The organism is Nesterenkonia sp. DZ6, from assembly GCF_022565835.1.
Taxonomy (GTDB): domain Bacteria; phylum Actinomycetota; class Actinomycetes; order Actinomycetales; family Micrococcaceae; genus Nesterenkonia.
The window spans coordinates 197676-210627 of sequence record NZ_JAJOYW010000003.1; the positions used below are offsets into that span (position 1 = coordinate 197676).

A 12952-nucleotide genomic window follows, 5' to 3' on the forward strand; every position below is an offset into this window, starting at 1 on the left:
CTGCTACTTCTTCCTCTTCTTCTTCTTTGCAGGCTGGGAAGTCTGCCCCAGGTGCTTTCCAGTCGGCTTGGGCTGCTCGGCAGCGGGCTTGGGCGCCTCATTGAAGGGCGGCAGTCCGCGCGCCGCGCGGCGCAGGTTGAGTTCCTTCTCCGCCAGCGACCCGGGCGTCGGGTTGTTGCGGATGACCCACCACTGCTGACCCATGGTCCAGAAGTTGGTGGCCGTCCAGTAGACGAGCACGCCGACGGGGAAGTTCACGCCGCCGACCACGAAGACCAGGGGCAGCACGTAGAGCATCATCTTCTGGGTCTGTGCGAACTGTCCGGTCAGGGCCGCTTCGGACATGTTCTTGCTCATCAGCTGCTTCTGCGTGAAGAACTGCGTGGCGACCATGGCCACGATCATGACCGAGGTCAGCGCGATGACGTCCCAGCGTGTGGGGTCCACGTTGAAGGCCGGGAGGAAGATGTCCGACATCCCGACGCCGAAGATCTCCGAACCGTCGAAGCTCTGGACCTCTGCCGCGCTGAGCGCGCCGTAGCCCTCGGCCTGGTTCTGCTCCTCTCGCATCCGGTTGAGCATCCAGAACAGCGCGAAGAAGATCGGCATCTGCGCGAGCAGCGGCAGGCACGTCATGAACGGGTTCACGTTGTGCTGTTTGAACAGCGCCTGCTGCTCCTGCGCCATCTGCTGGCGCGAGACCGGGTCCTTCTTGCCCTTGTACTTGGCCTGGAGCTTCTGCACCTCGGGCTGGATGATCTGCATGCCGCGCTGCGACTTGATCTGCTTGACGAACAGCGGGATCAGGATGATGCGGATCACGAGCACCAGCAGGACGATGGACAGCACCCAGTTCCATCCTGAGTCGAACGGCAGTCCCACCGCGGTCAGAAGACCGTGGAAGGTGCTCAGGATGAAGGAGACGGCCCAGGTGAAGGGCCACATGATTGTGTCGAAAAAGCCCATGGATCTCTCAGATGTCGTGGCCAGGCGTCATGCGAAAGCAGCCTGCCGGCTCGAGGGCGACGATGGCATCAGTCATCGTCGCCGCGGGGTATAGGGGGGTGGTTTGTCTCTATGATCGTCGGTACTCCACCCTGCGGCCAAATCCTTGCCGTGGGTGGAACCGGGTCGACTCCACCACCGGTGAAGGGATTGCAGCGCAGAATCCGCCAGAGGGTCAGTGGAATGCCGCGGGTGACCCCGTGAGCGGTCACCGCTTCCAACCCGTAGGCGGAGCAGCTCGGATAGAAGCTGCACACCTGACCGTACAGGGGAGAGATGACTTTGCGGTATCCCCGCAGCAGCCAGGCCAGCACGATGGAGGGCGCCGCGCGGATCCACCCCCAGCATCCGCGGCGCAGCTCGGCCTCGGTGACTGCCGATGCGGGAAGACCGGGAGACTCCCCCTTGTCCACGTAGAAGTCTCGGTGTCGGACCCAGCCCGCGCTGCCTGCGCGGTGACCCTGGGGGCCCTCGTGGTCCGAAGCCTCATCCGGGTCCGAAGCCTCGTCCGGGTGCGAGGTCTCATTCACGTCCGGAGCCTCGTTCACGTCCGGGCCGCCCTGCGCAGCGACTTCCGCTGGGCTCGCTGGGCTGCTCCGAGCACCTCGGCGCGCAGCTGCGGGTGGTCCAGGGCCGTGATCTCAGGGAAGGCGCGGATCACGATGTCCAGCGAGTGCCCTGAAACAGGCTCGAGCGCCTCTTGGCGCATCAGGTCCATCACGATGTGTCGCAGTCGTCGCTGCACGCGATGTCGCACCACAGCATTGCCCACGGCTTTGGACACGACCAGCCCGCAGCGCCAGGACCGGTGATCCACCGCAGCGTCATCCGGGCGCGGCAGTACCGAGACCATGAGCCCGCTGCCGCCGGCGCGCGACCCGTGTCGCATCGCGGCGCGATGATCTCGGGAGGAGGTCAGACGGTGTTCCTTGGGAAGCACAGCTGGTGACCTTCCTTCGGTGCGGACGATATGGTGCCCTGGATGTCCTCAGGCGTGCACCCGTGCGTGGATGCACGAACGGCCCGATCCCTGATTGATGGGACGGGCCGCGGTGTCGGTCCTGCAGCTGTGCGCTCGGACCGGCTGACCAATTGGTCAGCGTGAATTGCTCTGAATCAGGCCGAGAGTTCCTTGCGGCCCTTGGCGCGGCGGGTCGAGATGATGGATCGGCCGGCACGGGTGCGCATACGGGAACGGAAGCCGTGCTTGCGGCTGCGACGGCGGTTGCTCGGCTGGAAAGTCCGCTTGCTCACTGTGTACTCCCACTTGGATGGTTTGAAGTCATTGGGGCCCCGGAAAGTATCTGCGTGCAGGCACGGCAATACCCTGGGGCGACCTGCCAACACTAGGGGTTTTTTCCATCCGCCGTCAAGTCGGCCCCGATTCGGCCATCAACAGCTGTGCAGAACACTGTGCATAAACCGGGTTGTGACCCATTGGCCAGGGGTTCGGGCTGACCTATGGTGGACCTCCCGGCGCCGGTCGGGGTGCCGAAAGGATTGGGCATGACTGGTCATGATCCCGTGATCCAGGTGGAGGACCTCACAAAGTCATTCGGCGATGTCCTCGCCCTGGACAAGCTGTCGCTGCAGATCAACCCGGCCGAGGTCCACGGCTTCCTGGGGCCCAACGGGTCCGGAAAATCTACGACGCTGCGTGTGCTGCTGGGCCTGCTTCGTCCAGACTCCGGAACGGTCAGGGTCTTCGGCGGAGACCCGTGGCGGGACGCGGTGTCCCTGCATCGCCGCCTGGCCTACGTCCCCGGGGAGGTGCAGCTCTGGCCCAACCTCTCCGGCGGCGAGGTGATCGACGTGTTCCTGCGGCTGCGCAGTCGCGACGCAGGATCCAGGCATGTGACCCGGCGCCGCGACGAGCTGATCGAGCGCTTTGGTCTGAACCCTCGCAAGAAGACCCGCACCTACTCCAAGGGCAACCGGCAGAAGGTGGCGCTCATCGCGGCCCTGGCGGCCGACGTCGACCTCCTGCTCCTCGACGAGCCCACCTCAGGACTGGATCCGCTGATGGAGGTGGTCTTTCAACAGATCATCGCCGAGACCCGGCGGGAGGGCCGGTCGGTGCTGCTCTCGAGCCATATCCTGGCGCAGGTCGAGGCCCTCGCGGACCGGATCTCCATCATTCGTCAGGGCCGCACCGTTGAATCTGGCAGTCTCTCGCAGATGCGCCACATGACCCGCACCACGATCGAGGTCGAGACCCAGGGCTCCACCGCCGGCCTCCAGCAGCTCGAAGGGGTTCATGATCTGCGCATGAAGACCACCGCCGGTGCCAGCCGCACTGTCCTGGAGGTCGACAGCGACCACCTGGCGCAGATCACCGCGCACCTGGCATCCCTGGGCGTGCAGTCTCTCGTCGCCCATCCTCCGACGCTCGAACAGCTCCTGATTCGGCACTACGGAGTGATCCCGGAGTCCCATCGTTCCGCCTCCAGCAACTCCGCCTCCAAGACTTCAGCACCATGACGACGGCGCAGGCCCGGTCCTCCAGCAGGTCCGGCAACAGGTCCGGCAGCACCAGCGGTCAAACCCAGGCGAGCCTGGTCGGCACCGGCGTCCTGCTGCGGTTTCTGCTGCGTCAGGACCGGGTTCGGCTGAGCCTCTGGGTGGTGGGCATCGGGCTGATGAGCTTCTACGTGGCCAACGCTGTGCAAGCACTGGTGACCGACGAGGCGGAGCTGGCCCAGATGGCAGGGCTGTTCGCGGAGCCGGTCGGACGGCTGATGACTGGTCCGGCCTACGGCATGGAGTCACCCACCTTCGAGCGCTTCTATGCGGCCGGCTATGTGCTGTTCATCTACATCCTCACCGCTCTGATGAGCATGTTCACCGTGGTTCGGCACACGCGCGCCGAAGAGGCCTCCGGCAGGGCGGAGCTTCTGCGTGCCGATGTGCTGGGTCGGCACGCCACGCTCACCGCGGCGCTGATTCTGGTGCTGCTGGCCAATGCAGCGGCGGCGGCGCTGGTGCTCCTCGGTGCGCTCTCCGGTGGGTTCGCGCTGACAGGGTCGCTGCTGGTGGCCGGTTCCGGGGCATCCGTCGGACTCTTCTTCGCCGCCGCGGCGGCTCTCGCCGCCCAGCTGACCGAGACCTCCCGTTCGGCCTCCGCACTCACCGGTGCCCTGCTGGGGCTGGCGTATCTGATCCGGATGCTCGGTGACATGGCGGCCGTCGAGGGAACCACGCTGTCCTGGTTCTCCCCCCTCGGCTGGTCCCAGCAGACCGCGCCCTACGTCGAAGATCGCTGGTGGCCGCTGCTGCCCTGTCTGGCGCTGGCCGCCGCAGCAGTCCTCGGCGCGTACGAGCTGAGCACCCGGCGCGATCTCGGGGCCGGGCTGCTGCCCTCCCGGATCGGCAGGTCCAGGGCTCGGCCCCGGCTGGCGACACCCCTAGGTGTGGCGACGCACACCCTTCGCGGCGGTCTGCGCGGCTGGGGGATTGCAGTCGTCCTCTGTGGAGCGCTCTTCGGCAGCTACGCCCAATCCATGGTCGACACCGCCGCGGACCTGCCCGAAGAGTTCCGCAGCTTCTTCAGCGGAGAGACTGTGCTGCTGGGATATCTGGCCTATATGGCGATGTTTCTGGCACTCTTCGTCGCCGCCGCGGGAGTCGGCGGGGTCCAACAGCTGCGTGGTGAGGAGAAGCACGGGCGAGCAGAGTGGATTCTCAGCGCTCCGCTGAGCCGGACTCGCTGGCTCGGTGCGCACCTCGCCGTGATCCTCGGCGGACTCAGCATCATGCTGGTGCTCACCGGCCTGGCCATAGGTGCAGCGGCCGTGGCCGTGCTCGCGGATGAGCCCGGTGATCACTTCACCGACATTCTGCTGGCCAGTCTGCATCAGGGGCCCGCCGTCCTGGCTGTGCTGGGACTGACGTTCGCCGCATACGGCTGGGCGCCTCGGTTCGCCGGGGTGCTGGGCTGGACCGTTCTCGGCTACGCGGCCGTGATCACGAACTTCGGTCCGCTCCTGGATCTGCCGGAGATCTTCTTCGAGCTCAACGTGTTCGGACACCTCGCGCAGTACCCGGTGGAGGCTTTCGAATGGGGTCCGGTGATCTGGCTCAGCGCCATCGGAGTGGGCGGGATCCTCCTGGGATTCACAGGCTGGCACCGCCGAGAGATCCCCAGCGGCTGACCTGCAATGACGCGGAAGCAGAGAGTTGTTCCACAGGCCTCTCCACAGAAGCTGTGGAATACTATGGGCAGAATTTCACCGATGTATATGAGGGGAGCAGCGTGCCTGCTGAGTCAGAGATCGATGTGCCGCGCCAGTGGCAGCAGGTGCTCGCAGAGCTCCGTGAGAACCATGGCATCGGGGCCCTGAACCTCACTGATGTGGGACGAGCAGTCCCGCAGGGGGAACAGCTCCTCGGCGAGACGCTGCTGCTGACGGTGGCAGTCCCCCACGAGCGGGTTCGCGAACTGATGCAGGCGACTCTGACTGTTCAGCTCAGCGATGCGCTGCGCACCGTGTTCGGCAGGGAGGTCCTCTGCGCCTACGTGATCGATCCTGAGATGTCTCAGCGTCAGCGCGAACACACCATCGACAGCGCCGCTCCCTCGGCGCCCTCGGCCGCTTCTGCCTCCTCCACCGCCGTGGATGATCTCTACCCCAGTGAGACGGTCGTCGAACAGCCGCGGCGGGGACTCGCCGCAGACGCGGCGCCCTACGACCGCGCCGAGCGTGCACCGGAGCGCCGAGGCATCGGTTCGGGCCGCGAACGTGACGAGTTCGGTCAGCCGAGCTTCCCGCCCACGGATTATTCGCAGTATGAACGCCCCGAGCCGACGCAGCGCGAGCAGCGCCTCGTCGAGCGCCGTCCGAGCCGTCCGGCCCCGGCAGAATCCTTCACCGCCAGCGGCGGCGGTGAGTCCTACGAGACCTCCCGACTGAACCCGCGCTACACCTTCGACACCTTCGTCATCGGCTCTTCGAACAGGTTCGCCCATGCGGCCGCGAACGCCGTGGCAGAAGCTCCCGCGAAGGCCTACAACCCGCTGTTCATCTACGGCGACTCCGGGCTGGGCAAGACCCACCTGCTCCACGCCATAGGGCACTACGCCCAACGGCTGTATTCCGGCATCCGGGTGCGCTACGTGAACTCGGAGGAGTTCACCAACGACTTCATCAACTCCATCCGCGATGACGAGGGCGCCAGCTTCAAGCACCTCTATCGCAATGTGGACATCCTGCTCCTCGACGACATCCAGTTCCTCGCCGACAAGGAACGCACGGTGGAGGAGTTCTTCCACACCTTCAACACCCTCTACAACAACAACAAGCAGGTCGTCATCACCTCGGACCTGCCGCCCAAGCAGCTCTCCGGCTTCGAGGAGCGGCTCCGGTCACGGTTCGAGTGGGGCCTGATCACCGATATCCAGCCGCCTGAGCTCGAGACGCGCATCGCGATTCTGCGCAAGAAGGCCACGGCGGAGAACTTCTCCTGTCCCGACGATGTGCTCGAATACATCGGTTCCAAGATCTCCACCAACATCCGTGAGCTCGAGGGTGCGCTGATCCGAGTCACCGCGTACGCCGCGCTGAACAAGCAGGCGGTGGATCTGTCGCTTGCAGAGCAGGTCATGCGGGATCTGATCTCCGATGACCACGCCCAGGAGATCACCTCCGAGCAGATCATCAATGCCACCGCGGACTACTACAACTTCACGGTCGAGGAGCTGACCTCGAAGTCACGCAATCGGACCCTGGTGACGGCGCGTCAGATCGCCATGTACCTGCTGCGCGAGCTCACCGAGATGTCGCTGCCCAAGATCGGTCAGGCACTCGGCGGCCGCGACCACACCACCGTGATGTATGCCGAACGAAAGATCCGTGAGCTCATGGCCGAACGTCGGGCCGTCTTCAACCAGGTCACGGAACTGACCAACAAGATCAAACAACAGCGCTGATCCACCCGCAGAATGACCTGAGTTAAGTCAAGCTCGTCCCTGACACCTGTGGAGAAGCTCCTGCTCCACAACTCACACCGTTGTCATTTGTTGTGCTGGTTGGGATTCAGGGAAGTTGACAGCGTCGATCTCCACAGGTTTTCCCACATATCCACAGGCACCGGTGGAGTTTTCCCGATTCTTGTTAACAGCTGTGGATAAAACAGTGCACGAAGCGGTGCAGAAGCCGCTTTTTCTGTGGATAACCGCGCTATGCCTGGGGAACGGCCTCTTGGGCCCTCTTCGAATCTCCACTGCCGGTGCACAGCTGAAGCGACGGCGGTCCACCGCTGGGTGCACAGAGGATCTCGGACAGGGCAGGCGAAGGAGGCGGTTATCCACAGATTCCACAGCACCTGTTAACACTTCTGACCCTTAACCCTTTAAATGACAGAGAACAATCACCTGGCTCGCTGAAACGAGGATCCAGCCGGAGAACACCCACCGCCACGATCTTTGAGATCCTCGGCCCCGACGATGTCTCGGTCTGATCCTCGGATCCCAGATCTTGTGGTTGATGACCCGCCATGGGGCTCATATGGTGGTCGCTGAGATCTTTGCTGGCTTCTGCCGCGCTCTTGCAGGTAAGCTCGACACTCGACACAGCCACCAGATGCTTGACATTGCGCACTGGGCTGTCGATGAGCCACAAGAAGGGCAGGGATCAGTGGAGTTCACTGTTGAGCGGGACGTTCTTTCCGAAGCAGTCTCCTGGGCTGCCCGTTCGCTGTCTCCCCGGCCCCCGGCGCCGGTCCTGGCAGGGCTGCACATCACCGCGGCTGATCAGACCGTCACCATCTCCAGCTTCGACCATGAGATCTCCGCCCAGCTGCACATCGAGGCGGACGTGCAGCAGTCCGGGACGATCCTCGTCTCAGGGCGGCTCCTCAATGACATCGTGAAATCCCTGCCGAACGCCCCGGTCACCGTGCATCTGCAGGACGCACGCGTCCAGCTGACCTGCCGATCCTCGAAGTTCACCCTCTCCACCATGCCGGTGGACGAGTATCCTGAGCTCCCTGGCATGCCGGAGCTCGCCGGCACCGTGGACGGTGCGGCATTCGCCCGCGCGGTCTCCCAGGTGATCACCGCGGCGTCGAAGGACGACACGCTGCCGATCCTCACCGGCGTGAAGGTCGAGATCGAGGGTGACACCATCACCTTCCTGGCGACTGACCGCTACCGGCTTGCCATGCGAGAGATCAACTGGTCCCCGGCGGACCCCGAGATCTCGACCTCGGTGCTGATCAAGGCCAAGACGCTGAACGACGTGGCGAAGTCCCTCGCCGGGGCCGGATCCCTGCAGATCGCGCTCTCCGAGACCGCCGAGCTGGTCGGCTTCTCCTCCGGCGGGCGGCGGACCACCTCTGTGCTGGTCGACGGGGACTATCCGAAGATCCGGCAGCTGTTCCCGGAAGAGACCCCGATCCACGCCGTGGTCAACACCGCAGAGTTCATCGAGGCGGCCCGCCGCGTCTCCCTGGTCTCCGAACGCAATGGCCACGTGCGGCTGCAGTTCACCCAGGACAACGAGGTCATCCTCGACGCAGGAGTCGACGACGCGGCCTCCGCCTCCGAGGTCATCCCCGCCACACTCACCGGTGAGGCGATCACCGTCGGATTCAACCCGGCATACCTCAACGAAGGGCTCAGCGTCATCGACACCGAGTTCCTGCGCTTCTCCTTCGTCTCGGCGCCCAAGCCGGCGATGATCACCGGTCAGGCCGAAGCCGACGGCGAGAAGGCCATCGACTTCCGGTATCTGCTGATGCCGGTGCGGCTGATCAACCCGTAGCCCTGGCAGCCCAGGAGACCATGCGGATCTCACAGCTCACACTCACAGACTTTCGCAGCTACGCCCACGCGCAGCTGACATTGGAGCCTGGCCCCAACGTGCTGCTGGGATACAACGGGGTGGGCAAGACCAACATCGCCGAAGCCATCGGCTACCTCTCCACGCTGAGCTCGCACCGGGTGAGCCAGGACGGGCCCCTGGTCCGACATGGAGAGAAGCAGGCCTTCATCCGGGCCGATGCGCATCGTGGATCTCGGCAGGCGCGACTCGAGGTCGAGATCAACCCGGGGCGCAGCAACCGAGCGCGGATCAATCGCGGAAACCCGGTGCGGGCCACCGATGTGCTGGGGATCCTGCGCACCGTGCTCTTCGCTCCGGAGGATCTGGAACTGATCAAGGGGTCCCCCGCTGTTCGGCGTCGGCTTCTGGATGATCTCGCGGTGCAGCTGCGTCCGGCGCTCGGCAGGGTGCGCCTGGACTACGAGAAGGTGCTCAAACAGCGCAACGCCCTGCTCAAGTCGCTGCGCCATGAGGGGTTCACGGCCACTCATGAGTCCACGCTCGCGGTATGGGACCACCAGCTCTCCGAAGCTGGATCTCACCTGCTCAAAGCCCGTTTGGAGATGCTCACGGCGCTTCGTCCCCACACGGCGACCGCCTACGGGCAGCTCTCCGGCAGCGTCCGCACGGCGCGGCTGAAGTACCTCAGCTCCCTTGATGCCGCGGGCACGAACGACGAGGATCCAGACGGCGAGATGGCCGCTGCCCCGGACACGGAGGGGGCACCGGCCGCCGATGCGGGTGCCGGGAGCCCGACCGTGCCTGGGACGGCCGACGTCTCGGCCCTGGAATCGGCCTCCCGCGAGGAGCTGGCGGCGCTGATGGTTCAGCGTCTCGGCGCAGCCCGGCGGGAAGAACGGCATCGCGCCATCACCCTGGTGGGTCCGCACCGCGACGACATCGCCTTCACCCTGGACGAGGTGCCGGTCAAGGGCTTCGCCTCGCATGGAGAGACCTGGTCCTTCGCGCTGGCGCTGCGGCTGGCCGCGTACCGCGTGATGGTCGACGACGATCCCGGTGAAGGCGCCCAGCCGGTGCTGATCCTCGACGACGTGTTCGCCGAGCTCGATTCCCGGCGTCGACGGCGCCTCGCCGAACTCGCCGCCGAGGCGGAGCAGCTCATCGTGACTGCGGCAGTGGACGACGACGTACCGGCCAGCCTCATGCGCAACGCGCTGCGGGTGGAATCGGTGGATCAGATCAGCCAGGTGACCGTCCATGAACGAGATTGAGGACCCGCTCCACGATCATGAGGACGCCGCCAAGATCCTGCTGGCCCGGATGCGCGCGGCTGCCCGCGGGCGCGGAGAGCATCGGATGCGCGGAATCCCGCGCGGCTCCTCGCTCGCCGGGGACCCGCGCAGCGGCGCCAAAGAGGCCCAGGCACGGGGGAAGAGCACCGGGGGATCGCAGTCCGGGGCGGACCGGCGTGATCCGAACCTGCTCGGCGGAGTCGTCGGGGGGCTCATCAAGACCCGCGGCTGGAGCTCTCCTGTCGCGGTGGGCTCGGTCATCGCACGCTGGGAGCAGCTGGTCGGCTCTGCCATCGCGCAGCACTGCAAGCCGGAGAAGTTCGAGAACGGGGTGGTGGAGGTCCTCTGCGACTCCACCGCCTGGGCCACGAACCTGAAGCTCATGCAGCCGCAGCTGATGGACGTGTTCAACACTCAGCTCGGCCCGGGGATCGTCACCGGTCTCTCGATCCGCGGTCCCGCGGCGCCGAGTTGGAAGAAGGGGCGCTATTCGGTGCGCGGTCGGGGCCCACGAGACACCTACGGCTGAAACGCCAGGCTGCGATATGCCGCGCTCGGGCCCACCCAGTGGAACCCAACCTCATCCGGGCATCCCCGAGATGGTCCCAGGCCGGTTCCCCGGCCGCTGACCATGAAGTCTGGGCGTCCACAGCGTCCAAAAAATGCGATTCTGGGGCGATGGCGCGGTAGACTGGAGCGACGGCCCGAGCGTACCCACCACTCGGGCTGGTCTGTGTCATGACAAGGTCGACCTTCACGACCTTCCCGGCAACTCAAGGAGACGGCATAGCCCGTGACCTCGGCTAACGAGAACAAGCAGCACCAGGGCAACTACGGCGCCTCGGACATCACCGTCCTGGAGGGCCTGGAAGCAGTCCGCAAGCGTCCCGGCATGTACATCGGTTCCACCGGTGAGCGCGGTCTGCACCACCTGGTCTACGAAGTGGTCGACAACTCGGTGGACGAGGCCCTGGCCGGCTACTGCTCCCACATCCAGATCACCATGCAGGACGACGGCGGCGTCCGGGTCGAAGACGACGGCCGCGGCATTCCGGTGGACATGCATCCCACCGAGGGCAAGCCCACCGTCGAGGTCGTGATGACCGTGCTGCACGCGGGCGGCAAGTTCGGCGGCAGCGGCTACGCGGTCTCCGGCGGCCTCCATGGAGTCGGCATCTCGGTGGTCAACGCGCTCTCCCAGAAGGTCCGCACCACCGTGCGTCGGCAGGGCTATGAGTGGAGCATCGGCTTCGGCAACGGCGGCGAGACCACCGAGCAGCTCAGCCGGGGCCCTGAGACCGATTCCACCGGCACCACCATGACCTTCTACCCGGACCCGTCGATCTTCGAGTCCATCGAATTCGACTTCGAGACGCTGCGCGCCAGGTTCCAGCAGATGGCCTTCCTGAACAAGGGCCTGCGCATCACCCTGCGCGATGAGCGCAACATTCCGGGCAACGCCGTGGTCCACGACGAGGTGCTCGAGGAGCACCACGAGGAGACCGAGGCCGAGCTGGAGCCCACCGAGGCCGGCGGCGGCCATGACGGCATCATCGAGACTCCCAAGGGCCGCGTCGTCGTCTACCAGTACGACTCCGGGCTGCTCGACTACGTCAACCACCTCAACGCCACCAAGCGGGCCGAGGTGGTCCACGACGACGTCATCGCCTTCGAGACCGAGGACACCGAGCGCGGCATGGCCGCCGAGCTCGCGATGCAGTGGACGCTGTCCTACTCGGAATCGGTGCACACCTACGCGAACACGATCAACACCCACGAGGGCGGCACCCACGAAGAGGGCTTCCGCGCCGCGATGACCACGTTGATCAACCGGTACTCCCGAGACAAGCAGATCCTGCGTGAGAAGGACGACAACCTCACCGGCGAGGACATCCGCGAAGGTCTCACCGCGGTCATCTCGATCAAGCTGCGCGAGCCGCAGTTCGAGGGTCAGACCAAGACCAAGCTGGGCAACACCGAGGCCCGCGGCTTCGTGCAGAAGGTCGTCAACGAGAATCTCGGGGACTGGCTGGAGCGAAACCCCGGCCCGGCGCGCGACATCGTGCGCAAGGCCCAGTCAGCGGCTCATGCTCGCGTCGCGGCCCGCAAGGCCCGCGAGAACGCCCGCCGAAAGTCTCCGCTGGAGACCATGGGCATGCCCGGCAAGCTCGCGGACTGCTCCTCCAAGGACCCCTCCGAGTCCGAGATCTACCTGGTCGAGGGTGACTCGGCCGGCGGCTCGGCCAAGCGTGGCCGCGACCCCCGCACCCAGGCGATCCTGCCGCTGCGCGGAAAGATCCTCAACGTGGAGCGGGCACGGCTGGACCGGGCGCTGGGAAACCAGGAGGTCCAGTCGATGATCACCGCCTTCGGCACCGGCATCGGCGAGGACTTCGATCAGGCCAAGCTGCGCTATCACAAGATCGTGCTCATGGCCGATGCCGACGTGGACGGTCAGCACATCACCACGCTGATGCTGACCCTGCTCTTCCGCTATATGCGCCCGCTGATCGAACACGGCAACGTGTTCCTCGCGCAGCCGCCGCTGTACAAGATCAAATGGCAGACCGGTCCGCAGGATTATGTCTACACCGACGCTGAGCGTGATGTCGCGCTGTTTGAAGGTCGGGCCAAGGGGCGCAAGCTGCCCAAGGAGCTCGGGATCCAGCGCTATAAGGGACTCGGTGAGATGGACTACTCGGAGCTGTGGGAGACCACCATGGATCCGGATCACCGCACCCTGCTCCAGGTCTCCATGGAGGACGCCGCTGCCGCCGACGAGGTGTTCTCCATCCTGATGGGTGAAGACGTCGAGTCCCGCCGCGGATTCATCCAGCAGAACGCCAAGGACGTCCGCTTCCTCGACATCTGACC

General features: G+C 65.3%; 10 protein-coding genes and 1 pseudogene. 7 read left to right on the forward strand and 4 right to left on the reverse strand.

The features are described from left to right. Nucleotides 1-3: 3 nt before the first annotated feature. From yidC to rpmH, 4 genes are all read right to left on the reverse strand, one after another. The gene (yidC, locus tag LTH93_RS09430) at nucleotides 4-966 is read right to left on the reverse strand and encodes a membrane protein insertase YidC (protein WP_241465680.1); all 963 of its coding nucleotides are present in this window, start codon (nucleotides 964-966) and stop codon (nucleotides 4-6) included. Nucleotides 967-1034: 68 nt separating this feature from the next. Further along, complete coding sequence (gene yidD / locus LTH93_RS09435; protein WP_370642741.1) at nucleotides 1035-1535, reverse strand: membrane protein insertion efficiency factor YidD; 501 nt, start codon at nucleotides 1533-1535, stop codon at nucleotides 1035-1037. A gap of 14 nt (nucleotides 1536-1549) precedes the next feature. Then, on the reverse strand, nucleotides 1550-1945 hold the full coding sequence (gene rnpA, locus LTH93_RS09440; protein WP_241465679.1) for a ribonuclease P protein component: 396 nt from the start codon (nucleotides 1943-1945) through the stop codon (nucleotides 1550-1552). Nucleotides 1946-2121: 176 nt separating this feature from the next. Further along, on the reverse strand, nucleotides 2122-2259 hold the full coding sequence (rpmH, locus tag LTH93_RS09445) for a 50S ribosomal protein L34 (RefSeq protein ID WP_083504652.1): 138 nt from the start codon (nucleotides 2257-2259) through the stop codon (nucleotides 2122-2124). A 330-nt stretch (nucleotides 2260-2589) separates the two neighbouring features. Between rpmH and LTH93_RS09450 the strand changes: the two are divergent. From LTH93_RS09450 to gyrB, 7 genes and pseudogenes are all read left to right on the forward strand, one after another. After that, nucleotides 2590-3486, forward strand: a pseudogene (locus tag LTH93_RS09450) (ABC transporter ATP-binding protein); the annotation flags it as partial. Then, nucleotides 3483-5156 carry an ABC transporter permease gene (locus tag LTH93_RS09455; RefSeq protein ID WP_241470801.1) on the forward strand — a complete coding sequence of 558 codons (1674 nt, stop codon included), beginning with the start codon at nucleotides 3483-3485 and terminating at the stop codon, nucleotides 5154-5156. The pseudogene LTH93_RS09450 and the gene LTH93_RS09455, both read left to right, overlap by 4 nt. Before the next feature lie 101 nt (nucleotides 5157-5257). Beyond that, nucleotides 5258-6931 (forward strand): chromosomal replication initiator protein DnaA, encoded by a 1674-nt coding sequence (gene dnaA, locus LTH93_RS09460; RefSeq protein ID WP_370642743.1) that lies wholly within the window; start codon nucleotides 5258-5260, stop codon nucleotides 6929-6931. Between the two features lie 706 nt (nucleotides 6932-7637). Continuing rightward, nucleotides 7638-8765 carry a DNA polymerase III subunit beta gene (gene dnaN, locus LTH93_RS09465; RefSeq protein ID WP_241465676.1) on the forward strand — a complete coding sequence of 376 codons (1128 nt, stop codon included), beginning with the start codon at nucleotides 7638-7640 and terminating at the stop codon, nucleotides 8763-8765. Between the two features lie 20 nt (nucleotides 8766-8785). Then, a complete protein-coding gene (recF, locus tag LTH93_RS09470) occupies nucleotides 8786-10057 on the forward strand; it encodes a DNA replication/repair protein RecF (RefSeq protein WP_241470802.1) in 1272 nt (423 codons plus the stop codon). After that, nucleotides 10044-10607: a DUF721 domain-containing protein gene (locus LTH93_RS09475; RefSeq protein WP_241465674.1), complete on the forward strand. Its 564-nt coding sequence runs from the start codon at nucleotides 10044-10046 to the stop codon at nucleotides 10605-10607. The genes recF and LTH93_RS09475 overlap by 14 nt, the downstream gene beginning before the upstream one ends. A gap of 264 nt (nucleotides 10608-10871) precedes the next feature. Next, nucleotides 10872-12950, forward strand: coding sequence for a DNA topoisomerase (ATP-hydrolyzing) subunit B (gyrB, locus tag LTH93_RS09480; RefSeq protein ID WP_241470803.1), 2079 nt, complete (start codon nucleotides 10872-10874; stop codon nucleotides 12948-12950). Nucleotides 12951-12952: the final 2 nt, after the last annotated feature.